This window comes from Humibacter albus DSM 18994, assembly GCF_000421825.1.
Taxonomy (GTDB): domain Bacteria; phylum Actinomycetota; class Actinomycetes; order Actinomycetales; family Microbacteriaceae; genus Humibacter; species Humibacter albus.
In genome coordinates this window covers 56,634-77,700 of the sequence record NZ_ATXT01000018.1, presented here as the reverse complement: position 1 = coordinate 77,700, position 21,067 = coordinate 56,634, and the positions used below count along the sequence as shown (strand labels likewise).

At 70.0% G+C, this 21,067-nt stretch carries 21 protein-coding genes; 18 read left to right on the top strand and 3 right to left on the bottom strand.

The features are described 5' to 3' along the window. Window positions 1–151: 151 nt before the first annotated feature. Window positions 152–1,141 (bottom strand): NADP-dependent oxidoreductase, encoded by a 990-nt coding sequence (locus H623_RS0114915; protein ID WP_022901725.1) that lies wholly within the window; start codon window positions 1,139–1,141, stop codon window positions 152–154. Window positions 1,142–1,248: 107 nt separating this feature from the next. Between H623_RS0114915 and H623_RS0114910 the strand changes: the two genes are divergently transcribed. From H623_RS0114910 to rpsO, 5 genes are all read left to right on the top strand, one after another. Next, window positions 1,249–1,641: a winged helix-turn-helix transcriptional regulator gene (locus H623_RS0114910; protein WP_022901724.1), complete on the top strand. Its 393-nt coding sequence runs from the start codon at window positions 1,249–1,251 to the stop codon at window positions 1,639–1,641. Window positions 1,642–1,714: 73 nt separating this feature from the next. Then, window positions 1,715–2,242 carry an adenine phosphoribosyltransferase gene (locus tag H623_RS0114905; protein WP_026940403.1) on the top strand — a complete coding sequence of 176 codons (528 nt, stop codon included), beginning with the start codon at window positions 1,715–1,717 and terminating at the stop codon, window positions 2,240–2,242. A gap of 84 nt (window positions 2,243–2,326) precedes the next feature. Beyond that, entirely contained in the window at window positions 2,327–3,877 is a 1,551-nt protein-coding gene (locus H623_RS0114900; RefSeq protein WP_022901722.1) for a carboxylesterase/lipase family protein, read from the top strand. Between the two features lie 162 nt (window positions 3,878–4,039). Further along, entirely contained in the window at window positions 4,040–4,924 is an 885-nt protein-coding gene (locus H623_RS0114895) for a hypothetical protein (RefSeq protein ID WP_022901721.1), read from the top strand. A gap of 171 nt (window positions 4,925–5,095) precedes the next feature. Then, window positions 5,096–5,365, top strand: coding sequence for a 30S ribosomal protein S15 (gene rpsO, locus H623_RS0114890; protein ID WP_022901720.1), 270 nt, complete (start codon window positions 5,096–5,098; stop codon window positions 5,363–5,365). A 200-nt stretch (window positions 5,366–5,565) separates the two neighbouring features. Here rpsO and H623_RS0114885 read toward each other — a convergent pair whose 3' ends face one another. Continuing rightward, the gene (locus H623_RS0114885) at window positions 5,566–6,303 is read right to left on the bottom strand and encodes an MBL fold metallo-hydrolase (protein WP_022901719.1); all 738 of its coding nucleotides are present in this window, start codon (window positions 6,301–6,303) and stop codon (window positions 5,566–5,568) included. Window positions 6,304–6,403: 100 nt separating this feature from the next. On the opposite strand from H623_RS0114885, the gene H623_RS0114880 reads away from it, so the two are divergent. The 4 genes from H623_RS0114880 to H623_RS0114865 all read left to right on the top strand — a co-directional run bounded on the left by H623_RS0114880 (window position 6,404) and on the right by H623_RS0114865 (window position 10,664). Then, window positions 6,404–6,982, top strand: coding sequence for a TetR/AcrR family transcriptional regulator (locus tag H623_RS0114880; protein ID WP_022901718.1), 579 nt, complete (start codon window positions 6,404–6,406; stop codon window positions 6,980–6,982). A gap of 153 nt (window positions 6,983–7,135) precedes the next feature. Continuing rightward, window positions 7,136–8,263: a pyruvate dehydrogenase (acetyl-transferring) E1 component subunit alpha gene (gene pdhA / locus H623_RS20300; RefSeq protein ID WP_022901717.1), complete on the top strand. Its 1,128-nt coding sequence runs from the start codon at window positions 7,136–7,138 to the stop codon at window positions 8,261–8,263. Continuing rightward, window positions 8,260–9,243, top strand: a complete 984-nt coding sequence (locus H623_RS0114870) for an alpha-ketoacid dehydrogenase subunit beta (RefSeq protein WP_022901716.1) — start codon at window positions 8,260–8,262, stop codon at window positions 9,241–9,243. Before pdhA ends, H623_RS0114870 begins: the two co-directional genes overlap by 4 nt. Beyond that, window positions 9,240–10,664: a dihydrolipoamide acetyltransferase family protein gene (locus tag H623_RS0114865; RefSeq protein ID WP_022901715.1), complete on the top strand. Its 1,425-nt coding sequence runs from the start codon at window positions 9,240–9,242 to the stop codon at window positions 10,662–10,664. Before H623_RS0114870 ends, H623_RS0114865 begins: the two co-directional genes overlap by 4 nt. 128 nt (window positions 10,665–10,792) lie before the next feature. Here the strand turns inward: H623_RS0114865 and H623_RS0114860 are convergent, their stop codons facing one another. Next, window positions 10,793–11,458 carry a TetR/AcrR family transcriptional regulator gene (locus H623_RS0114860; RefSeq protein ID WP_022901714.1) on the bottom strand — a complete coding sequence of 222 codons (666 nt, stop codon included), beginning with the start codon at window positions 11,456–11,458 and terminating at the stop codon, window positions 10,793–10,795. A gap of 176 nt (window positions 11,459–11,634) precedes the next feature. Here H623_RS0114860 and H623_RS0114855 point away from each other — a divergent pair, with 176 nt between their 5' ends. The 9 genes from H623_RS0114855 (at window position 11,635) to H623_RS0114815 (ending at window position 20,839) form a co-directional block, all read left to right on the top strand. Further along, window positions 11,635–13,233, top strand: a complete 1,599-nt coding sequence (locus tag H623_RS0114855) for a carboxyl transferase domain-containing protein (protein ID WP_022901713.1) — start codon at window positions 11,635–11,637, stop codon at window positions 13,231–13,233. Window positions 13,234–13,238: 5 nt separating this feature from the next. Beyond that, window positions 13,239–15,356, top strand: a complete 2,118-nt coding sequence (locus tag H623_RS0114850) for an acetyl/propionyl/methylcrotonyl-CoA carboxylase subunit alpha (RefSeq protein WP_026940401.1) — start codon at window positions 13,239–13,241, stop codon at window positions 15,354–15,356. After that, complete coding sequence (locus H623_RS20295; protein ID WP_022901711.1) at window positions 15,353–16,570, top strand: acyl-CoA dehydrogenase family protein; 1,218 nt, start codon at window positions 15,353–15,355, stop codon at window positions 16,568–16,570. The genes H623_RS0114850 and H623_RS20295 overlap by 4 nt, the downstream gene beginning before the upstream one ends. 30 nt (window positions 16,571–16,600) lie before the next feature. Further along, window positions 16,601–17,119, top strand: coding sequence for a MaoC family dehydratase (locus H623_RS0114840; protein WP_022901710.1), 519 nt, complete (start codon window positions 16,601–16,603; stop codon window positions 17,117–17,119). After that, window positions 17,116–17,964 (top strand): HpcH/HpaI aldolase/citrate lyase family protein, encoded by an 849-nt coding sequence (locus H623_RS0114835; RefSeq protein ID WP_022901709.1) that lies wholly within the window; start codon window positions 17,116–17,118, stop codon window positions 17,962–17,964. Before H623_RS0114840 ends, H623_RS0114835 begins: the two co-directional genes overlap by 4 nt. A gap of 80 nt (window positions 17,965–18,044) precedes the next feature. Next, the gene (locus tag H623_RS20290; RefSeq protein WP_022901708.1) at window positions 18,045–18,719 is read left to right on the top strand and encodes a lysoplasmalogenase; all 675 of its coding nucleotides are present in this window, start codon (window positions 18,045–18,047) and stop codon (window positions 18,717–18,719) included. A 9-nt stretch (window positions 18,720–18,728) separates the two neighbouring features. Then, window positions 18,729–19,343 (top strand): hypothetical protein, encoded by a 615-nt coding sequence (locus H623_RS0114825; RefSeq protein ID WP_022901707.1) that lies wholly within the window; start codon window positions 18,729–18,731, stop codon window positions 19,341–19,343. A gap of 188 nt (window positions 19,344–19,531) precedes the next feature. After that, window positions 19,532–19,996 carry a VanZ family protein gene (locus H623_RS20285; RefSeq protein WP_022901706.1) on the top strand — a complete coding sequence of 155 codons (465 nt, stop codon included), beginning with the start codon at window positions 19,532–19,534 and terminating at the stop codon, window positions 19,994–19,996. A gap of 69 nt (window positions 19,997–20,065) precedes the next feature. Continuing rightward, complete coding sequence (locus H623_RS0114815) at window positions 20,066–20,839, top strand: fructosamine kinase family protein (protein ID WP_022901705.1); 774 nt, start codon at window positions 20,066–20,068, stop codon at window positions 20,837–20,839. Window positions 20,840–21,067 lie beyond the last annotated feature (228 nt).

Below are 21,067 nucleotides of genomic sequence, written 5' to 3'. Positions count from 1 at the left end.
ATCCCGACGCTAACACGCGGCGCGCGAACGGGCCGGCGGCGCCGACTCCGCCCGCACGGGCCGGCGCCGACCCCGCCCGCACGGGCCAGCGTTGTCGCTCACCGCAGACGGTCGCTCTCACCGCCGGGGCACGACGTGATGCGCACCTTCCTCAGAGAAGCCGGTCCGGGTCGTCGTTCACGGCGACCTCGATGACGACCTTGCCCTGCGTGTGCCCGGATGCCACCGCATCCTGTGCCGCGGACGCCTCCTGAAGCGGGAACGTCGACTGCACCGCGGGGCGGAGCCGGCCGGAGTCGACGAGTTCGGCGATGGCGGCGAGCGCATGGCCGTCCGGCTCGACGAGGATTCCCGTGGCACGCACGCCACGCGCCCGTGCCGCGGCCGCCAACTGGGGAGCAACGCCTCCCGGAACTCCGATGTAGAGCCCGCCCGGCTTGACGATGGCGATGGACGGTGTACCCGTCGTCGCCGGATCGCCGACGAGGTCGAGCGCGAGGTCGACGTCGTCGATCCGCTCGGCGAAGTGTGCGGTGCGATAGTCGACGAACTCCTGCACGCCCAGTGATCGCAGGAAGTCCTCGCGTGCTCCGCTGGCGACGCCGATCACGTGGGCTCCGCGGGCGAGCGCGATCTGCACGGCCACGTGCCCGACGCCGCCCGACGCCGCATGCACGAGGACGCGTTGACCGCGCTGCACATCGGCGGTGTCGACGAGCGCCTGCCATGCTGTGAGCGCGGCGAGCGGCAGCGCGGCGGCCTCGACATGGCCGATCGTCCTCGGCTTGCGGGCGAACTGCCTCGACGGGGCAGTGACGTAGTCGGCGTACGCTCCCGCTTCACGGGGGAACCAGGGCATGCCGTACACCTCGTCGCCGGGCTTGAGGGTGGTGACGCCGAAGCCCACGGCATCGACCACGCCCGAGACATCCCAGCCCGCGCCCAAGGGCAGCGCGTACGGCACACCGCCGACACCGTGCCCCTCCCTCGTCTTCCAGTCGACAGGATTCACCCCTGCGGCATGCACCCGCACGCGCACCTCGGTGGGGAGCGGCACCGGCACGGGTACGTCGGTCAACCGCAGCACCTCTGAGCCGCCGAAGGCGTTCTGTCGAATCGCTCGCATCGTGTCGTCGGTCATCGTGTTCTCCTTCTGGACGGCGTCTGAGGCCGACCGCCTAGACCGTATGGTTTCGGTAGTGGTTACCCGCAAGGGGGATCAGTCACCGAAAGGAACCAGGAGCACCGATGGAAGCCTGCGCCACGGGAAAGCACGACACGCACAACGTCTATGAAGCGCAATGCCCGTGCCGGTCCTTGCTCGAGCTGCTCGCGAACAAATGGACTGCGCTCGCGATCGGCGGTCTCGAAGCCGGGCCGATGCGATTCGGCGCGCTCAAGAAGCTGCTGGGCGGCGTCAGCCCGAAGGTGCTCACCCAGACGCTTCGGCGTCTGGAGGACTCGGGGCTCGTCCTTCGCACGGTCTATCCCTCCGTCCCCGCGCACGTCGAGTACGAGCTCACGCAGCTCGGGCGCAGCGTCGCCGAACCACTGCGCGACCTGCGTGTCTGGGTGGAGCGCCACCTCGACGACGTCGTCGGCCCCGATCGGGGACGCGACCTGACGCTGCTCGGCCGCTGACGCGCATCCGGCGCACCACGCACGGGTGCGTCGCTCTCGGTCGGTGCGGCTTCCCCGCCGCGCGTAGTGTTGCCTGGTGAGTCGTGCGCGTGAACAACTGGACCGTCTGCTGGTGAGCGTTCCGGACTTTCCCGAGCCGGGCATCCTGTTCCGCGACCTGGCACCGGTGTTCGCCGACGGCGATGCGTTCCACGCCATCGTCGACGACCTCGCCTCGCAGTTCGATGGCCGCTTCGATGCGGTCGCCGGCGTCGAAGCCCGCGGGTTCGTGCTGGCGGCGGCGGTGGCGTACGCATCCGGATCGGGCGTGCTCGTGGTCCGCAAAGCGGGAAAGCTTCCGGGAGCGGTGCTGAGCGAGACGTACGACCTGGAGTACGGGTCGGCGAGTCTGGAGCTCGAGCCGGATCGCCTGCCGCGTGGCTCCCGGGTTCTCGTCCTCGACGACGTCTTGGCCACCGGCGGCACGCTGGCCGCCTCGGCGCGGCTCATCGAACGGGCGGGCTATTCGGTGGCGGGCTTCGGTGTCGTGCTCGAGCTGGCGGAACTCGGTGGGCGAGCGCGGCTGGCCGACGTGCCCGCCTACAGCATCGCCGCGCTCTGACCTGCCGGCCGAGGGTCGCTCTCGTGGGGTGAGAACCTCGTCGCGTCGCGCCAGTCCCGCTCGGCGGATTCGTAGGCTGGGGGCATGAGCGTGGATGAAGCGGCGCCCCGTGCGAGGCGAGGCGGCGGGGCCGGCGCATCCGACCGGCCGGTCGTCGCGACGGCGCAGGGGCGTGTGCGCGGAGTTCGCGAGGGCGAAGTCTTCGCGTTCAGGGGCATCCCGTACGCGGCGCCCCCGGTGGGTGACCTCCGCTTCCGGTCCCCACGGCCTGCGACGGCCTGGGACGACGTGCGCGACGCGGCCGAATTCGGGCCCATTGCGCCCCAGCCGGTGCTCGGTCCGTCGGGCCCTCAACATCGGCCGATGAGCGAGGACTGCCTCACTGTCAACGTCATCACCCCCGACCTCGGTGCTGTCGGCCTTCCCGTGATGGTGTGGATCCACGGCGGCGCGTACTACGTCGGCTCGTCGGCCGACCCGCTGTACGACGGCGCCCGGTTGGCTGCGCGCGGCGTCGTGCTCGTCACGTTCAACTACCGCATCGGCGCCCTCGGCTACCTCGATCTGTCGTCGTTCTCCACCGGCGACGACGTCTTCGAGAGCAATCTCGGGCAGCGCGACCAGCTGGCGGCGCTCGCCTGGGTGCGCGACAACATCCGCTCTTTCGGGGGTGACCCCGACACCGTCACCCTGTTCGGCGAGTCATCGGGCGCGGGCGCCGTGACGACGATGCTCACCACGCCGAGCGCACAAGGCCTGTTCCAGCGCGCCATCGCGCAGAGCTCGCCGGTGGGCAGCGTCTACACATCGCAGACCGCGCGGGTGTCGGCAGAGCGCTTCCTGCGCAGACTCGAGATCGGTCAGGATGCCGTGCATCGCCTTCGCCGCCTCCCGCCCGCGGCGCTCGTCGAGGCCTGCACGCGGCTGATCGTGGAGAGCAGCAGCCGAGAGCCGGGCACGATCCCGGTGGCGCCCGTGGTCGACGGCGATCTCGTTCCCGAGTACCCGCTCACCGCCATGGCGCGCGGTGACGCGCTGCACATCCCGCTCCTGATCGGCACGAACCGCGATGAGTCCATGCTGTTCCGGCTCCTGCGCTCGCCGATCGTCCCCAATTCATCCGCGACGGTGCAGCGCATGGTCGAGCGGCTGGGCACGCCGGAGGCGCTCGCGTTGCCCGCCGGCTACCGCGGCTACCCGCATCTGCGCGCTGCGCTGCGGCTGTCGACGGATGCCGCCTTCCGCATGCCGACCATCTGGGCCGCATCCGCGCACAGCCGTTTTGCGCCGACCTACATGTACGAGTTCGACTTCACACCGCCGCTGTTGCGCGTCGCGGGGCTGGGCGCCATGCACGGCGCGGAGCTCGTGCACGTGTTCGGGGGAGCGGTTCCCTATTTTCTGCGGGCCGGAGCGACGGCATCCGGGCGCCGGCTCACCGCGCGCATTCAGCAGCGCTGGACGACGTTCGCCTCCCTCGGCGACCCGAATCCGCTCGGCGTGCAGCCGGTCTGGCCGCGCTACGACGTCGAGTCCCGTCGCACCTTCGTGTTCTCCGGCAAGGACCGCGTCGTCTCCGACCCGCACGGTGAACTGCGCCGGGCGTGGGGAGACGAGATCATCGCGTTCCGGTGACAAGTGGCGCTCGCCGAGGCGGCCTTGCCCGAGGCCGTGGGCAGCGTTCCGCGGCTCGCGGCGAACCATCGGGCGTGTCTCGAACACGGCAGGTAGTGTCGATCCGGTAGTTCAACGACCTGGCCGGGTGGGGGCATCCGCCGGCAGGAGAGGAGACCACTGGTGGCACCGACGAGGAAGACCGGCACGAGCGCGAAGCCGACCGCCACAGAGTCCGTCGAGGAGCTCTTCGATCAGTCGGAAGAGCGCTCTTCTCGGGACGCGTCAGCGCCGGTATCCGGTCCGAAGCGCGATTCTGCGCAGACGGCGGAGTCCGCCTCGAGTGCAGAGCCCGCGACGACCCAGGCGGGTCCGCCGGCGCAGGAGCCCGCGTCCACTCAGGAGCCCGCGTTCGCTCAGGAGCCCGAAGGTACCGCTGCACAGGCCGCCTCATCCGCGGCAACACCGCAGCCCACCTCATCCGCGGCAACACCGAAGCCCGCCGAGCCCGTCGCTCCCGCGCCGTTGCCGCCACTCAGCGCCACGCAGCTTCTCAACGATCCGCTGCTCGGAACACACGACGCGATCATCTTCGACCTCGGACTCAAGCTGCGCTGGGCCGCGATCATGTATGCCGCTCTGGGCGTCGTCGCATCCTGGCTGCTCGCCGCTGTGGTGGCGATCGCCACGCGCGACGCCATAGCCTTCGCCTGGGCCATCGCCGCCACCGTGCTCGTCGCGGTGGGCGCCGTCTGGTACTTCGCGGATGTCTCCACCCGCTTCTCGACGGTCGATGCCTACCGGCGAGCCAAGACTCCCCAGGCGGTCGCCCGGCTCGACCGCGGATCGGTCGTGGGCCTCTACAGCGTGATCGGTGCCTGGATCGGTATCGGGCTGGCCGCGCTCGCCGTCGTCGCGGGCGTGGTCACCGCGGTGCTCACACTCGCCGTCGGAGCGGCCGGCTGGGCCTGGTTCTTCGGTGCCGCGCCGACCGTGCTCCTCTACCTCTACGGGTTCCTGGCACTGCACTACCGGCTGCTGGAGAGGACCCGCGACGCCGTCGCCTGATTCTTCCCTCTCGTGGGGCCGCGCGGTGCTGACACCGTGCCTCTGGAGCGGGCGATGAGACCCATTCCGGCCTGCTAGACTCTTCAGGTTGCCGTCAGAACGGCCGCGGAGAAAGAGCGCCCAGGCATCCCGCCTGCGGCACCGCGCAACGAGAGGAAGGGGATCGAATCTATGGCACTCGATGCAGATGTCAAGAAGGCGATCATCGAAGAGTACGCAACCCACCCCGGTGACACCGGATCCCCAGAGGTTCAGGTCGCGATCCTGACCAAGCGGATCAAGGACCTCACCGAGCACCTCAAGGAGCACAAGCACGACCACCACTCGCGTCGTGGCCTGCTGCTGCTCGTGGGTCAGCGTCGCCGCCTGCTGGGTTACCTGCAGGAGATCGACATCAGCCGTTACCGCTCGCTCATCGAGCGTCTCGGCCTGCGACGCTGAGCGTCGCAGCTCGTCCTGAGCGGGTCCGCTCGGGCCCGTCGAAGGGTCGATAAGGCTCAGCCGCATGGCACTCTTCGCGTGACAACGCGAACTTCTTGCCCGATGCCCCGTCACTTCGGTGACGGGGCATCGTCGTTTCTGGTTCCCAGCCCGGGCGGCGGCACCGGGCGCGGCAGCGCGGAGGTTCGGCGCGCGAAGGCTCAGCCTGCGGAGGTTCGGTGTGCGGCGGCGTCCGCGCCGGCGAGTTCCGCGACGATCTCGCGGGTGCCTCGACTCCACGGGGCGCCGTGCCCGGGGAGCACCCACGTGGCGTCGATGGTGGCGAGCTTCTGGTGGGAGCCGCGCGCGGCATCCGTGTCGTCCGTGAACGGGGCGGGCTGGGGCCCGCGGCGCCCGGTCAGCACGTGACGCGTCGTGAGCGCGTCGCCGACGAAGACGGCGTCAACGGCCGGCACCACGACGGCGACGCTTCCTGCCGAATGGCCGGGAAGAGACACGATGCGGGGGCTTCCCGGCAGATCGAGCACGTCGCCGTCGTGAACCGGAACGACCTCGGTGAGGTAGGTCGCGCGCATCCCTTCGCGGCGCATCGCGTACCAGAGGAATCGCGCGGTCGCACCGAGACGCCACCGCCCCCATGCCGGATGCGACGACACCTCGCCGCGGGCGCGCGCGGCATCCGCCTCGTGCACGTAAACCGGAACGCCGCGCTCACGACGCAGTCGCTCCGCGTAGCCGATGTGGTCGGTGTCGCCGTGCGTGAGAACGACGCCTCGGATGTCTTCCACCCGCCGGTCCATCGACTTCAGCTCGTTCTCCAGGTCGCGGTATTGCCCGGCGATGCCGGCGTCGACCAGCGTGAGACCGTCCGGGGCCTCGATGAGGTAGGCGGCGATGATGTCGTTTCCGACGCGGTGCAGGCCGGGCGCGAGTCGCATGGTCGGGTCCTTTCGAGCGTTGTACTGTGGTGATGGCTACGATAAGTAGCCTTGAAGGCTAATGTCAATAGCTAAGGTTTGTCGGACAAGGAGGACGAGGATGCCCGCTCCCGTGCGCACCACCAACGAGCAGATCTTCACCGCAGCGCTCGACCTCGTCGATGCCGGCGGTCCGCAGGCCCTGACCATGCACGCGGTCGCCGCACGCGTCGGCGTGCGCGCCCCGTCGCTCTACAAGCGCATCGAGAGCAGAGACCATCTGCTCGGTCGGGTGGCCGAGGACGTCACGGAACGGCTCGCCACCGTGCTGGAGTCGGCTCGATCCGCAGCGGAGGACGATCCACGCAGCGACCTCGTCGCGATGGCGCACGCTGTGCGCGCGTATGCCCACGCGCATCCGAATCTGTTCCGTCTGCTTTTCGATCGGTCCCCGGGATCCGCCGGTCCCTCGCTCCAAGCCCTCCGGCACTCGAGCGCGCCGGTACTGGCCGCTTGTGCTCGGCTCGCCGGCGAGGAGCACGCGCTCGAGGCCGCGCGCACCGTCACCGCCTGGATGTACGGATTTCTCACCATGGAGCTCGCCGGCGCGTTCCAGCTCGGCGGTGATCCTGAGGCGGCATTCGAGTTCGGTGCGTCCGCGGTGGCCGCAGCGGTCGATCGTCGCGAACCCGCCCGCTGAGGCGGGACGGTAGCCGACCCGCTCACCGTGCTCCCTCTGGCCCCTACCATGCCCGACGTCGTAGTCTGAAGGTGACGTGCGGCAACGGTGCCGCGCGGGCCGGCGACGCCACAAGCATTCGCCGGTCACGAACGATGAAGGCTGCGTACAACGATGCTCACCATCCGTCCTGGTACAGACACGTCCACCCGTCGCGGGCAGCTCGCCCGGCTGATCGCTCCCGACGGTGAGAGGCTGCACGACTCCGATCTCGATCCCTGGGTCGCGGATGTCTTCCCCGAGCAATTGCTGTCGCTGTACGAGGACATGGTGGTCGCCCGCCGCATCGATACCGAGGCCACCGCCCTGCAGAGGCAGGGGCAGCTCGTGCTGTGGCCACCGTTGATCGGGCAGGAGGCGGCGCAGATCGGCTCGGCGCGCGCGCTGCGAATCGATGACTTCGTCTTCTCGAGCTATCGGGAGAACGCCGTCGCTTACGTGCGCGGCGTCACGATGACCGACCTGCTGCGCGTGTGGCGCGGCTCGCAGTTCTCGGGTTGGAACCCGTTCGACGTCGGCATGGCGACGCCGACCGTCATCATCGGCGCGCAGACGCTGCACGCCGTCGGCTATGCCATGGGCATCACGAAAGACGGCGCCGACGCGGCGTCGATCGCCTACTTCGGCGACGGCGCCACCAGCGAGGGCGACACGAACGAGGCCATGGTCTTCGCGGCGGCCTATCGCGCTCCCGTGGTGTTCTTCTGTCAGAACAACCAGTACGCCATTTCGGAGCCGGTGGGACTGCAGTCGCAGAAGCCGCTTGCCGATCGGGCGCCCGGGTTCGGCATTCCGAGCATCCGCGTCGACGGCAACGATGTGCTCGCCGTGCTCGCGGCCACGCGCATGGCTCTCGAGGGCGCGCGCACCGGCAACGGTCCGATGTTCATCGAGGCGGTCACCTATCGCATGGGTCCGCACACGACCTCGGACGACCCGACCCGATACCGGGAGCCGGCGGAGCTGGAGACGTGGAAGGAACTCGATGCGATCGAGCGCACGCGCCTGCTGCTCGTCTCCGACGGCGTGCTCACGGCCGAGCGCGAGGCACTCGTCGCCGACCGGGCGAAGGCGGTGGCGAAGGAGCTGCGCGACGGATGCCTGTCGTTGCGCGCCCGCGACCCCCTCACGATCTTCGACGACGTGTACGCCGAGCCACCGGCATCCTTGACGCGGCAGCGCGACGACTACGCCGCGTATCTGGCCTCGTTCGTCACCGGTGATGAGGAGGCGACACGATGAGTCAGCTCACACTCGCGAAGGCGATCACGACAGGACTCGCGGATGCGCTGGAAGCGGACGACCGCGTCGTGCTGATGGGCGAGGACATCGGCAAGCTCGGTGGGGTGTTTCGCGTCACCGACGGGCTGCAGGCTCGCTTCGGCGAGGACCGGGTCATGGACACCCCGCTCTCGGAGGCCGGCATCATCGGCACGGCAGTGGGTCTCGCGTATCGCGGCTATCGCCCGGTCTGCGAGCTGCAGTTCGACGGGTTCGTATTCCCGGGCTTCGACCAGGTCGTCGCCCAGGTCGCCAAGATGCGCTACCGCACCCACGGTCAGGTGAGCATGCCGATCACCATCCGGGTGCCGTTCGGCGGTGGCATCGGCTCCGTCGAACACCACTCGGAGTCCCCGGAGGCGTACTTCGCGCACACGCCGGGCCTGAAGGTGGTCGCATGCTCGAACCCGCAGGACGCCTACACGATGATCCGCCAGGCCGTCGCGAGCGACGACCCGGTCGTCTTCTTCGAGCCGAAGCGCAGGTACTGGTCGAAGGGCGACGTGATTCCCGATGTCGAGGATGCTCCGTCCCTCGACAGCGCGCGCGTCGCGACCTCCGGCAGCGACGTCACCCTCGTGACGTACGGGCCGCTCGTGCAGACCGCTCTGGACGCCGCGCGAGCGGCCGAAGACGACGGCGTGAGCATCGAGGTGGTCGACCTGCGCTCGCTCGCGCCGCTGGACGAGGAAGCGCTCGTCGCCTCGGTGTCCAAGACCGGGAGACTGGTGATCGCGCACGAGGCGCAGCGCTTCGGCGGCATCGGGGCGGAGATCGCGGCGATGATCACGCAGCGCTGCTTCGGTAGTCTTCTGGCACCGCCGTTGCGGGTGACGGGTCACGACATCCCCTACCCGCCGTCGGAACTCGAAGACCACTATCTGCCCGACGTCGATCGCATGCTCGACGCGGTCGACCGCGTGATGGGAGTGCGGGTGTGAGCGTCAAGGAATTCGCGCTGCCGGATCTCGGCGAGGGCCTCACGGAGTCGGAGGTCGTGGCCTGGAAAGTCGCGGTCGGTGACACGGTGGAACTGAATCAGATCATCGCGGAGGTGGAGACGGCGAAGGCGCTCGTCGAAGTACCTTCGCCGTTCGCCGGCGTCGTGCACGAGTTACACGCCGAACCGGGGCAGACCCTGGAGGTCGGTGCCCCCCTGCTGTCGTTCGACGTCTCGGGCGACGAGGGAGCCGATACTGCGTCGGCGGCACAGGCTCAGGGGGCACCGTCGGGATCGGAAGAGGCACAAGGGGCACAGGCGCACGGTGTGGCGAGCGATCCGGAACGCGAGGCGCAGAACGGGTCCGAGCCGGAGACGTTACCCGAGCCTGTGCCGGTCGGCGCTGTGCCGGTCGGTGCTGTGCCGGTCGGTGCTGGCCCCGACGGCGCTGCCGCAGGCACGGGCGACTTCTCCGCCCCGGCGCGAGAGGAGCGCCACGAGGTGCTCGTCGGCCGCGGGCCCCGCGAGGCTTCCGAGTTGCGGCCACGTCGTCGCGCCCGGACCGGTCGCCTGGCCGAGCCGGTCGAATGGTCGCGTCCCGCGGGCGTCGGCACGCGCGAATCCTGGGTTTCGGCGCCAGGAGCGCAGGCACCGGCGGTAGAGACGGAACCGAACGCGGCGAGCACGTCAGGTGCCCACGCCTTCGAGTCAGAACCGGTCGCATCCGACGAGACCCGCGCAGCGCCCACCGGCGTACGACGCCGCACCGCCGAGGCCATGGTTCGCAGCGCGGCCGTGCCGCAGGTGACGGAGTTCCTCACGGTCGACGTGACCAAGAGCATCCGCTTGCTCGAGCGCCTCGGCAGCGCGCCCGAGTTCCGCGGCCGCCGCCTCACCGTCCTCACCCTTGCCGCGAAGGCGCTGTGCCTCGCTCTCGCCGCGACCCCGGACGCGAACAGCCGCTGGGACGAGGCGACGAACGAGATCGTCACGCCGTCCGGCGTCAACCTGGGTATCGCGGTGGCGAGCGAGCGCGGCCTGGTCGTGCCGAACATCCGCGGCGCCCAGGCGCTCAGGATGCCCGAGCTCGCCGACGCCATCGCCGCGCTCGTCGAGACGGCACGAGCCGGCCGCACCACGCCCGCCGAGCTCACGGGCGGCAGCATCACCATCACGAACGTCGGCGTCTTCGGAGTGGATGCCGGCACGCCGTTGCTGAATCCGGGCGAGTCTGCGATCCTCGCGCTCGGCGCCGTGAACAGGCGGCCCTGGGAGCACAAGGGAGAGGTGAGGCTGCGGCGCGTGATGACGTTGAGCCTCACGTTCGATCACCGGGTGATCGATGGCGAGCAGGGGTCGCGGCTGCTCCGTGACATCGGACGCGTTCTGTCCGACCCGGCCAGCGCCATCACCCTGGCGTAGTCGCGCAGGCCACCGTTCCTGGGCGAGCAGAGCAGGTCGAAGCACACACTCGCACCGTGCCGCTCAGGGGCGGATGGACGCCGGGCGCGCGGCGGCGATCGGCAGGTCGTCGCCGCGCTCTCGGTGCGTCATTGCGCGGCGGCCGGCAGCAGGCACGCGATCGCCAGCTCCCGCAGAAGCGACCCGACGAGCGGCAGCGATGGCCGGTCGGCCGTGTGCGTGCGGCTGGAGTGCGGTGTGGAGTTGATCAGGCCGAACACCGCGTGGGCGCGCACGCGCAGCAGTCGTCTGTCGTCGTCGTGCAGTTGCTCCAACACATCGACCCAGAGTTCCACGTAGGTGCGCTGCAGGGTGCGCACGCGGGTGGCATCCGCCTTCGACAGGCTGTCGAGGTCTCGGTCCTGAGCGCGAATGACATCGGGCTTCGCCAGCGCGAAGTCGACGTGGAAGTCGATGAGGGCGTGCAGCGCGTCTCGCGGCGTCGCGGCGTGCTCGACACACGCTCGGCCGCCGCTCAGCAGGCCCTCGCTCACGCCGATGAGCATGGCGGAGAGCACCGCCTGTTTGCTGTCGAAATGGCGGTAGACCGCCGGACCGCTCACGCCGGCGGCCTGGCCGAGGTCCTCGATCGAGACCCCGGCGAAACCGTGCTCGGCGAACAGCCGCGCGGCGGCAGCGAGCAGGGCCGCGCGGCGATCCGCTTTCGCTCTGCCGCGTGCCGTGGTCGCGGCCTGCGCATCGGCTGCCGCCGCGGCGTCCGACCCGCCGGGGTTCGCTCGCTGCGCACTCGCCATGCTTCGACTCTAGACATTTCGGTGAGTGATCGCTAACCTGAATTTCGGTGAACGTTCGCTAACCGAAGCGACGTGCCACGCTCAGCATCCTTCGCGCGGGCGATCCTCGCGAAAGGTCGACGATGCGGCGACGGGGCCGAGGGCCCGGACGTCGGCAGGGACGCGAGGAGGCGGCCATGGCGGTGGAGACAGAGCAGAAGGTGGAGTCCGCGCCGCTGTCGCAACGTGAGCTGGTCGACGAGTTGCGCGCGAGGCTGGCCCGAGCGGCACGGGGTGGGAGTGAGGCCGCCCGAGAGCGCCACCTCAGCCGCGGCAAGCTGCTTCCCCGCCAGCGTGTTGAGCGCCTGCTGGATGCCGGCAGTCCCTTCCTCGAGATCGCCCCGCTCGCCGCGTTCGGCATGTACGACGATCAAGCACCGGGCGCCGGCGTCATCGCGGGCATCGGCCTGGTCGCCGGGCGGCACGTCATGATCGTGTGCAACGACGCCACGGTCAAGGGCGGCACCTACTTTCCGATGACGGTCAAGAAGCACCTGCGAGCACAGGAGATCGCCGCGGAGAACCGGCTCCCGTGCATCTACCTCGTCGACTCGGGCGGCGCCTACCTGCCGATGCAGGACGAGGTGTTCCCCGACCGCGACCACTTCGGGCGCATCTTCTTCAACCAGGCTTCGATGTCGGCCGCGGGCATCCCTCAGCTGGCGGCCGTGCTCGGCTCCTGCACGGCCGGCGGCGCCTACGTGCCCGCGATGAGCGACGAGAGCGTCATCGTGCGCGGACAGGGCACCATCTTCCTCGGTGGCCCGCCCCTGGTGAAGGCGGCGATCGGCGAGGTGGTGACCGCCGAGGAGCTCGGCGGGGGAGAGGTGCACTCGCGCGTCTCCGGCGTGACCGATCACCTGGCCGAAGACGACGAGGATGCCCTCCACACCCTGCGAGACATCGTCGCCACTCTGCGGCCCGACTCCGAGCCGGCCTGGCGCGTGGCCGAGAGCGCGCCCCCGGCGAAGAGTCCGGCATCGCTGCTCGACGTCGTCCCGGTCGACCTGCAGAGCGCCTACGACGTGCACGAGGTGATCGATCGCCTCGTCGACGCGCAGACATTCACCGAATTCAAGCCGGAATACGGCCCGACACTGGTGACCGGGTTCGCCCGCCTGCACGGGCATCCGGTGGGCATCGTCGCCAACAACGGCGTGCTGTTCAGCGAATCAGCGCTGAAGGGGGCGCACTTCATCGAGCTCTGCGACGCCCGCGGCATTCCGCTGGTGTTCCTGCAGAACATCTCCGGTTTCATGGTCGGCAAAGACGCCGAAGCAGGCGGCATCGCGAAGCACGGCGCCAAGATGGTCACCGCGGTTGCGACCACCAGGGTGCCCAAGCTCACCGTGGTGATCGGCGGCTCGTTCGGCGCCGGCAACTACTCCATGTGCGGACGGGCGTACTCGCCCCGATTCCTCTGGATGTGGCCGGGAGCCCGGGTGTCGGTGATGGGCGGCCGACAGGCGGCTTCCGTGCTCGCCACCGTGCGGAGGGACGGCCTTCGCAAGCGCGGCGAGACGTGGAGCGCCGAGGCGGAGGAGGCGTTCGCCGCGCCCATCCGCGACCGCTACGAGGAGCAGGGCAGCCCTTACTACTCGACCGCGCGCCTCTGGGACGACGGGGTGATCGACCCGGCCGACACCCGCACGGTGCTCGGACTCGCTCTCGACGTGGTCTCCCGGGCTCCGCTCCCGGCGGCGGGCGAGCCCCGATTCGGCCTCTTCAGGATGTGATCGCCATGACCGAAGATCGAAGACTGTTCGGCACCGTACTCGTCGCCAATCGCGGCGAGATCGCGCGGCGGGTGATCCGCACGTTGCGCGGGTTGGGCATCCGTTCCGTCGCCGTCTACAGCGATGCGGATGCCGGTGCCCTTCATGTGCGCGAGGCCGACGTCGCGTACCGCATCGGACCTGCCGAGGCGTCACGCAGCTATCTGGACATCGATGCGGTGCTTCAGGCAGCGCGACGGTCAGGTGCGGAGGCGATCCATCCCGGTTACGGCTTCCTGTCCGAGAACGCCGCCTTCGCCCGCGCCTGCGAGCGCGCCGGGATCGTCTTCGTGGGGCCGCCTGCGAGTGCGATCGAGGCCATGGGCGACAAGGTCAGCGCCAAGCGTCTCGTCGCCGAGCACGGCGTGCCCGTCACGGCGGGCGTCGACGACCGGACTCTCGACGACGACGCGCTCGCCGCGGCGGCGGAACGCCTCGGGATGCCGGTGCTCGTCAAACCGTCTGCCGGCGGCGGCGGTATGGGCATGGTCGAGGTGCGCGAGGCATCCGTGCTGCCCGACGCCCTGCGCACGGCTCGCAGGGTCGCCAAGGCGGCCTTCGGCGATGACGCGCTGTTCGTGGAGCGGCTCGTCGAACGGCCGCGGCACATCGAGGTGCAGGTGCTCGCGGACGCGCACGGCAGCGCCGTGCACCTGGGGGAGCGCGAGTGCACGCTGCAGCGCCGCCACCAGAAGGTGATCGAAGAGGCTCCCTCTCCGGCGGTCGACGACGCGCTCCGCGCTCGGCTGGGGGAGGCCGCGTGCGCCGTCGCGCGCAGCGTCGGCTACACCGGCGTCGGAACCGTCGAGTTCCTCGTGCCCGCCGACGACCCGGCGTCGTTCTCGTTCATGGAGATGAACACGCGGCTGCAGGTCGAGCATCCGGTGACCGAACTGGTGGCGGGCGTCGGCGCATCGCACGGCATCGACTTGGTCGAGCAGCAGCTGCGCGTAGCGGCCGGTGAGGCGCTGTCGTTCCGGCAGGAGGACGTGCGGTTCACCGGTCACGCCGTCGAAGCGCGCGTGTACGCGGAGGATCCGGACCGGGGGTTCCTGCCGGCCACCGGACGCGTGCGGGCACTGCACGAGGCCGTGGGAGAGGGCATCCGCATCGACGGCATGCTGACGTCCGGGCTCGAGATCACCGACGACTACGACCCGATGCTGTGCAAGGTCATCGCGTTCGGAACCGACCGCGACCAGGCGTTCGAACGGCTCTCCCGCGCGCTGCGGGAGACCTGCGTGCTGGGCGTGACGACGAACGTGTCGTTCCTCGTCGATCTCGTCGACGATCCGCAGGTGCGCGCCGGCCGGCTCGACACGGGACTCATCGAACGCACGCTGAAGACGGCCGATGCAGCGGGGCCGCGCGCCTCGGGCAGTGCCGCTGTCGCGGATTCCGCCGGGTCCCACGCGGCCACCGAGGCACTGCTGGCCGCCGCACTGCTGGTTCACGACGACCGGTGGCGTACCGGATCGGACGCGCCGTGGTCGCGACCGACCGGCTGGCGCCTTGGTGCGCCCGCTCCGGTGCGCTATGCGTTCGCGGACCGCGACGGAGCCGTGACCACGATCGCGGTCGACGGCGCGCCGAGCCACGTGCGACTCGCCGTCCTCGGCGGCTCGGACGAGCCGGATGACCCCGGCCGGCCAGGGCGACTGCTGGAGCGTGGGGGCGACCGGATGCTCGTGCAGCTGGACGCGCGCGCCCTCGCCTTCCGAGCGGTGCGCGACGGCGACGACGTCTGGATGTTCCGCGACGGCACGACACGACTGTTCCGTCTGCTCCCGTCGGCCCGTTCGGCCGCCGAACGGGGCACTGCCGCCGGTACGGCGCAGGCCGGTTCGGATCCACGACTGCGCTCGCCCATGCCCGGCACCGTGGTGAGCATCGACGTGGCCGACGGCGATCGGGTCGAGGCGGGCACGGGCATCCTCGTCATCGAGGCGATGAAGATGGAGCATCGTCTCGCCGCGCCCGGCGCCGGCATCGTGCGACTCGCGGCAGCCGTGGGCGACCGCGTCGCCGCCGACCAGGAACTGGCACTCATCGATCCGGACCCCACGAAGGAAGGACGACCATGACCGACACCGCCACGCCTCGGGTGCACAGCGCACAGAATGCGCTCGGCGACGATCCGAGGCTCACCGACGAGCATCGGGCACTGCGAGCGAAGGTGCGCGAGTTCGCAGACCACGTCGTGGCGCCGCAGGCGTACCACTACGACACCCAACGACAGCTGCCGATGGCGATCATCGCCCAGATGGGGCAGCTCGGGCTCTTCGGGCTTCCGTTCCCCGCCGAGTACGGGGGCACCGGCAAGGACTACCTGTCGCTCTGCATCGCCGTGGAGGAGCTCGCCAGGGTCGATCAGTCCATCGCTGTCACGCTCGAAGCGGGCATCGGTCTGGGCGTGATGCCGATCTTCCGCTACGGCACCGAGGAGCAGCGGGCACGGTGGCTGCCCGACCTCACCGCAGGGCGTGCGCTCGCCGGATTCGGCCTCACCGAGGCCGATGCGGGCTCCGATGCCGGCGCGACCCAGACGGTCGCCCGCGAAGACGGCGATGATTGGGTGATCGACGGCACCAAGCAGTTCATCACCAATTCCGGTACGCCGATCACGTCGCTGGTGACCATCACGGCCGTCACCGGTGAACGGCAGCGCTCCGACGGAAGCATGACGAAGGAGCTTACGAGCTTCATCGTGCCGACGGGCACGCCGGGTTTCACCGTGATGCCGGGCTACGACAAGATCGGCTGGCACACTTCCGACACGCATCCTCTCGTGCTGCGCGGAGTGCGCGTGCCGAAGCAGAACCTGCTTGGCGAGCGCGGCCGTGGCTACGCGAACTTCCTGAAGATCCTCGACGAGGGGCGCGTCGCGTTCGCGGCCCTCTGCACCGGCGCGGCCCAGGGATGCCTGGAGCAGGCGGCCGACTACGCTCGCACCCGCGTCGTGTTCGGGCGTCCGATCGGCGACAACCAGCACATCGCGTTCCTGCTCGCCCGCATGCAGGCCCGAGTGCACACGGCCCGCCTCGCGTACTACGACGCGGCCCTCAAGATGGCCGCCGGGATGCCGTTCAAGACCGAGGCGTCGATCGCCAAGCTCGTCGGATCCGAGACGGCCATCGCCAACGCGCACGATGCCTCCCAGATCATGGGCGGCTACGGCTTTCTCAACCAGAACGCCGTCGGGCGCCACTATCGGGATTCGAAGATCCTCGAGGTGGGGGAGGGCACCACCGAAGTGCAGCTGATGATCATCGCCCGTTCGCTCGGCTTCGACCAGTAGCGCTCGGACTCTTGGCAGGGAGGAGTCGACATGGATGATCGACCGGCACCACAGCGCACCATCGTGCAGCGCGGTCTGTACTACGACGAGTTGGAGGTGGGGGCGCGCTACCTGCACAGACCGGGACGCACCGTCACCGAGGCCGACAACGTGCTCTTCACGACGCTCACGATGAACGCCCAACCACTGCACCTCGATGCGGCCTGGGCCGCCGAGCAGCCGTTCGGCGAGCGCCTCGTGAACTCCATGTTCACGCTGGCGACGCTGGTCGGGGCATCCGTGGCCCAGCTCACCCTGGGCACCACGGTGGCGAACCTGGGATTCGAGCAGGTGGCGTTCCCGCATCCGCTCTTCCACGGCGACACGCTGTACAGCGAGACCACCGTGGCAGCGAAGCGGCCGTCCGCGTCGCGCCCCGGGCAGGGCATCGTCACGTTCGACCACACCGGCCGCAACCAGCGCGGGGAGGTCGTCGCCACCGCGCGTCGCTCGGCACTGATGTGGTTCTCGGATGCGCATCCCGACGACCGGGGACGGCCGGGCTCATGAACGGCAGGCTCGGGCTCGGTCCCGCGATCCTGTTCTGTCCCGCCGATCGGCCCGATCGGTACGGCAAGGCGCTGGAGCGTGCGGATGCCGTCATCCTCGACCTCGAGGACGGCGTCACTCCGGCGGGCCGCCCCGCGGCGAGGCGAGCGCTCGCCGAGTTCGGGGCGAGCGACGACGTACCGGTCGACCGGGTGATCGTGCGCGTGAGCCCGGTCGGAACTTCGGACCACGAACGCGACGTGCAGGTCCTCTCCTGCACTCCCTTCCGCACGCTCATGATCCCCAAGGCGGACTCGGTCGAACAGTTCGACGCGCTCGCGGGCTCCCTCGACGACACGCGGGCGATCGCACTCTGCGAGACGGCGGCGGGCGTGGTGGCGGCTCCGCAGTTGGCGAGGCATCCGTGCGTCGTGGCGTTGATGTGGGGAGCGGAAGATCTCGTCGTGTCGCTGGGCGGGACATCCAGCCGCAGAACGGACGGACGTTATCGCGACGTCGCCCGCTTCGCGCGCTCTGCAGTGCTGGTCGCCGCGGGGGCCGCCGGGATCGACGCGATCGACGCCGTGCACGTCGACCTGGACGATCTCGCGTCGTTGGCCGAAGAGGCCGAAGATGCCGTGGCGAGCGGCTTCTGCGCCACGGCCTGCCTGCATCCGCGACAGGTGCCGGTGGTGCGCCAGGCGTACGGTCCTGAAGCCGATGAGGTCGAGCGCGCTCGTCGTGTGATCGCCTCGGCCGAGGGCGCTTCTGGAGCGTTCCGGCTCGACGGCCGGATGATCGACGAGCCACTGCTCGCGCAGGCGCGTGCTGTGCTGCGGCGCGCGGGCGAGGGGAGAACGCCATGAGATCCCGCGACCGTGCCGTTGCGCCCGACGACTCGCGCGTGCCTCTGCCTCACGGAAGTGCGCCTCTGCCTCACGGCCGCGTGCCTCTGTCTCCGGAGAGGGCCGGAGCGTCTGCCGGAACCCGCACGCTGCTCCTCCTCGCGCCCTACGTCGTCGTGGCACTGGTGAACGTGGTCGCCTCGTTCCTCGGCGCCGCCGCCGTCGCCGCCCTGGTCAAACCGTTCCTGATGCCGCTATTGCTCATCCCGTTCGTGGTGCTCGTCGCGCGGCGATCGGTCGCCGTTCTGGTCGTCGGTGTCATCGCGCTGGTCTTCGCCTGGGCCGGCGACATCGCGCCCGGCTTCATCGGCATGCTCGTCTTCTTCCTGTGCATGCAGCTCGCCTACATCGTTCTGTTCGCGCGCTGGTCGCGCACGAGAGTGCCGCCGCTGTGGACCATCGTCTACGCACTCTGGTGGCTCGTTCTGGTGGGGGTGATCGGCCCGCACGCGGGATCGCTGCTGATCCCGGTCGCGATCTACGGCCTCGCGCTGGGGTCGATGGCGGTGCTTGCAGCGGGAACCCACGCGCTGACCACGATCGGCGCGGCGCTGTTCCTGGTCTCGGACTCGCTGCTCGGCATGGCGCATTTCGTCCCCGCGTTCGCGTACCCCGGCCACGACGGCGTCGTCATACTCACATACACGGCGGGCCAGCTGCTCATCGTGCTGGGCATCGTTCGCCTCGAGGCGGAATCGCACTTTCGGCCCCGCTAACGTGGAGGGATGACTCGCACCCCGCGCAAACCGCTGTGGCGCTGGGAGCCCGGGCCGTACCTGCTTCTGCTTCTGCTCCTGCTGGCGACCGGCACGGTGAAGCCGGAGCGCTGGCCCGTCCTGTTCGACGTGCTCCTCGTGGTCACCATCGCGGTCGCCGCCGGGGTGATCGTGCTCCTCGTCGTGCAGGCGCGCAGTGGCCCCCGCAACCCTGACTCCTTCGGGGTCCTGCGCGATCTGGACGGTTTGCGCCTGCTGCCGGTTGCACCGAGCGACGCGCCGCCGACGCCGGTGATCGGCACGCAGCAGCACCAGTCCGCCATCGACAGCACGCGGGCCAGGGCAGGCGGCACGCCTACGGCCGTGCTCGTTCCGGATGCCACCCGCTGGCTCGGTCTGCGACTGCGCGTCGCCGTGCACCTCGTCGCTGTCGACCGCGTCTACCACGTGGGGTTCCTGCCCGAACGCGCCGTCGCCCGGTACAACGACGGGCTGCGCGCTCCCGCGTCTCGCGGCGAGTACGTCGCGGTGCCGGCACGCGTGAACGGCGAGACACGTCCGTTCCGCGTCGAGCTCGATCTCGGGTCGCTCGCCGGCGTCGTCGACGAGGCGCAGGCATCCTGAGTCGCTCGCGCATCCCGACGCTCTCGCCCGCCCCGACCCGCTCGCCACACCGACGCGCTCGCCACCCAGACGCACTCGCCACCCAGACACCGTGAGCCGCCAGCACATTCGACCGCGCCCCGTTGCGACATAGAAGAGCCTCAGCGAGTCGCCAGGCAGCGTGCAGGTGGGGCCACGAAGCTAGGAAGATGTTCCGACGCCACCCCTTGCTGAGCGTGATCACGCTCGTGTATCTGGGCGGTGTCGCGTGGCTGACGCTCGGTCCGCAGCCGGAGATCGCGAGCAAGGACGGCATCGTCATGCAGGTTCTGCGCATCCTCTGGGAGCACCCCGCCACCGACTGGGTCACCTACAGCGGGGTCGAGTTCACGGCGAACATCGCGATGTTCCTGCCCATCGGGCTGTTCTTCCTCCTGCTCTTCGGACGGCGGCGCTGGTGGCTGGCCATGGTCATCCCGTTCCTCATGACGCTCAGCATCGAGACTGCGCAGATCTGGATTCCGGGTCGCGTCTCCGATGTGCGCGACGTCATCTCGAACACGCTCGGCGCGGTCGTCGGTGTGCTCCTCGGGCTGGCGATCACGGCGCCGCGGGCCAGGCGCGACCGCGCTGCCGCCGCTCGTCGGCGCGCTGCCGTCGGCTCGCTGCGCTGAGGCCGAGTCGTCGCCCCGGGACACCGCAGCGCGCGCACGACCGGTCCGAGACCGCCTAGCGTGGAAGGCATGACCGACACCGTCGTGAAGGCGAACCCGGATGCCCCGCCTCGCTTCTTCGAGGCCGAGGCCGCGGGGCTCGCGTGGCTCGGCGCGGCCGGTGGCGCCTCGGTTGTCCACGTGTTCGAGGTGGCGCCCGGCCGCATCGAGCTGGAACGCATCGAGTCGGCACAGCCGACGCCGGATGCCGCCCGTCGCTTCGGCGCGGCCCTCGCGACCACACATGCCGCGGGCGCGGCAGCCTTCGGATCCCCTCCGGAGCGCTGGGACGGTCCGCTCTTCATCGGGCGACGTCCGCTGCCGGCCGCGCACGAGAGCAGCTGGGGAGCCTTCTACGCCAGGGACAGGGTGCTGCCATACCTGGAGATCGCGATCGACGCGCGCGGGATCGGCCGCGGGCAGGCATCCATCGTGAGGCAGGCGTGCGACGAGATCGCCGCTGGCGTCTTCGACGACGACGAGCCGCCGGCGCGCATCCACGGGGACCTCTGGAACGGAAACGTGCTGTGGGGAGCCGACGGTGTCGTGCTGATCGACCCGGCTGCTCACGGTGGCCACCGCGAGACGGATCTCGCCATGCTCGCGCTGTTCGGATGCCCGTACCTCGACGAGATCGTCGTCGGGTACGAGTCGGCGCGGCCGTTGCGCGACGGCTGGCGGCAGCGCGTCCCGCTGCACCAGCTGCATCCGCTCGCGGTGCACGCGGCGAGCTACGGCCGGGGCTACGGCGATGCGCTCGCGGATGCCGCGGCGCGGGTGATCGCGCTCGCCGACGCGCGTTGAGGGGTGTCGGCGGTGTCCCTTCCCGAGCCCGAACATCCCGCTCTGCTAGGATCGACGAGGTTCGATTACCACATGAAACTCGCCATGCAGGCCGGCAGGCTGCTGGTCCTCGGTGGTGGAATCCCAGTCGTAGCCGCGTTCGCGATCACCGCATGCGCCGCACAGAAGCGAGTGGTGTTTTTCTACTGATGGCCGGCGCGGAGCCCCTTGGCTCGGTTACGCCTGTTC

What these genes read in the sequence shown, in the direction of transcription:
- H623_RS20285 (WP_022901706.1), top strand. Translation starts at nt 19,532, where the DNA reads ATGTTCCGACGCCACCCCTTGCTGAGCGTGATCACGCTCGTGTATCTG.
- H623_RS0114825 (WP_022901707.1), top strand. Translation starts at nt 18,729, where the DNA reads ATGACTCGCACCCCGCGCAAACCGCTGTGGCGCTGGGAGCCCGGGCCG.
- H623_RS0114915 (WP_022901725.1), bottom strand. Translation starts at nt 1,141, where the DNA reads ATGACCGACGACACGATGCGAGCGATTCGACAGAACGCCTTCGGCGGC.
- H623_RS0114885 (WP_022901719.1), bottom strand. Translation starts at nt 6,303, where the DNA reads ATGCGACTCGCGCCCGGCCTGCACCGCGTCGGAAACGACATCATCGCC.
- H623_RS20295 (WP_022901711.1), top strand. Translation starts at nt 15,353, where the DNA reads ATGACCGACACCGCCACGCCTCGGGTGCACAGCGCACAGAATGCGCTC.
- H623_RS0114860 (WP_022901714.1), bottom strand. Translation starts at nt 11,458, where the DNA reads ATGGCGAGTGCGCAGCGAGCGAACCCCGGCGGGTCGGACGCCGCGGCG.
- H623_RS0114815 (WP_022901705.1), top strand. Translation starts at nt 20,066, where the DNA reads ATGACCGACACCGTCGTGAAGGCGAACCCGGATGCCCCGCCTCGCTTC.
- rpsO (WP_022901720.1), top strand. Translation starts at nt 5,096, where the DNA reads ATGGCACTCGATGCAGATGTCAAGAAGGCGATCATCGAAGAGTACGCA.
- H623_RS0114870 (WP_022901716.1), top strand. Translation starts at nt 8,260, where the DNA reads ATGAGTCAGCTCACACTCGCGAAGGCGATCACGACAGGACTCGCGGAT.
- H623_RS0114840 (WP_022901710.1), top strand. Translation starts at nt 16,601, where the DNA reads ATGGATGATCGACCGGCACCACAGCGCACCATCGTGCAGCGCGGTCTG.
- H623_RS0114850 (WP_026940401.1), top strand. Translation starts at nt 13,239, where the DNA reads ATGACCGAAGATCGAAGACTGTTCGGCACCGTACTCGTCGCCAATCGC.
- H623_RS0114900 (WP_022901722.1), top strand. Translation starts at nt 2,327, where the DNA reads ATGAGCGTGGATGAAGCGGCGCCCCGTGCGAGGCGAGGCGGCGGGGCC.
- pdhA (WP_022901717.1), top strand. Translation starts at nt 7,136, where the DNA reads ATGCTCACCATCCGTCCTGGTACAGACACGTCCACCCGTCGCGGGCAG.
- H623_RS0114855 (WP_022901713.1), top strand. Translation starts at nt 11,635, where the DNA reads ATGGCGGTGGAGACAGAGCAGAAGGTGGAGTCCGCGCCGCTGTCGCAA.
- H623_RS0114880 (WP_022901718.1), top strand. Translation starts at nt 6,404, where the DNA reads ATGCCCGCTCCCGTGCGCACCACCAACGAGCAGATCTTCACCGCAGCG.
- H623_RS0114910 (WP_022901724.1), top strand. Translation starts at nt 1,249, where the DNA reads ATGGAAGCCTGCGCCACGGGAAAGCACGACACGCACAACGTCTATGAA.
- H623_RS0114835 (WP_022901709.1), top strand. Translation starts at nt 17,116, where the DNA reads ATGAACGGCAGGCTCGGGCTCGGTCCCGCGATCCTGTTCTGTCCCGCC.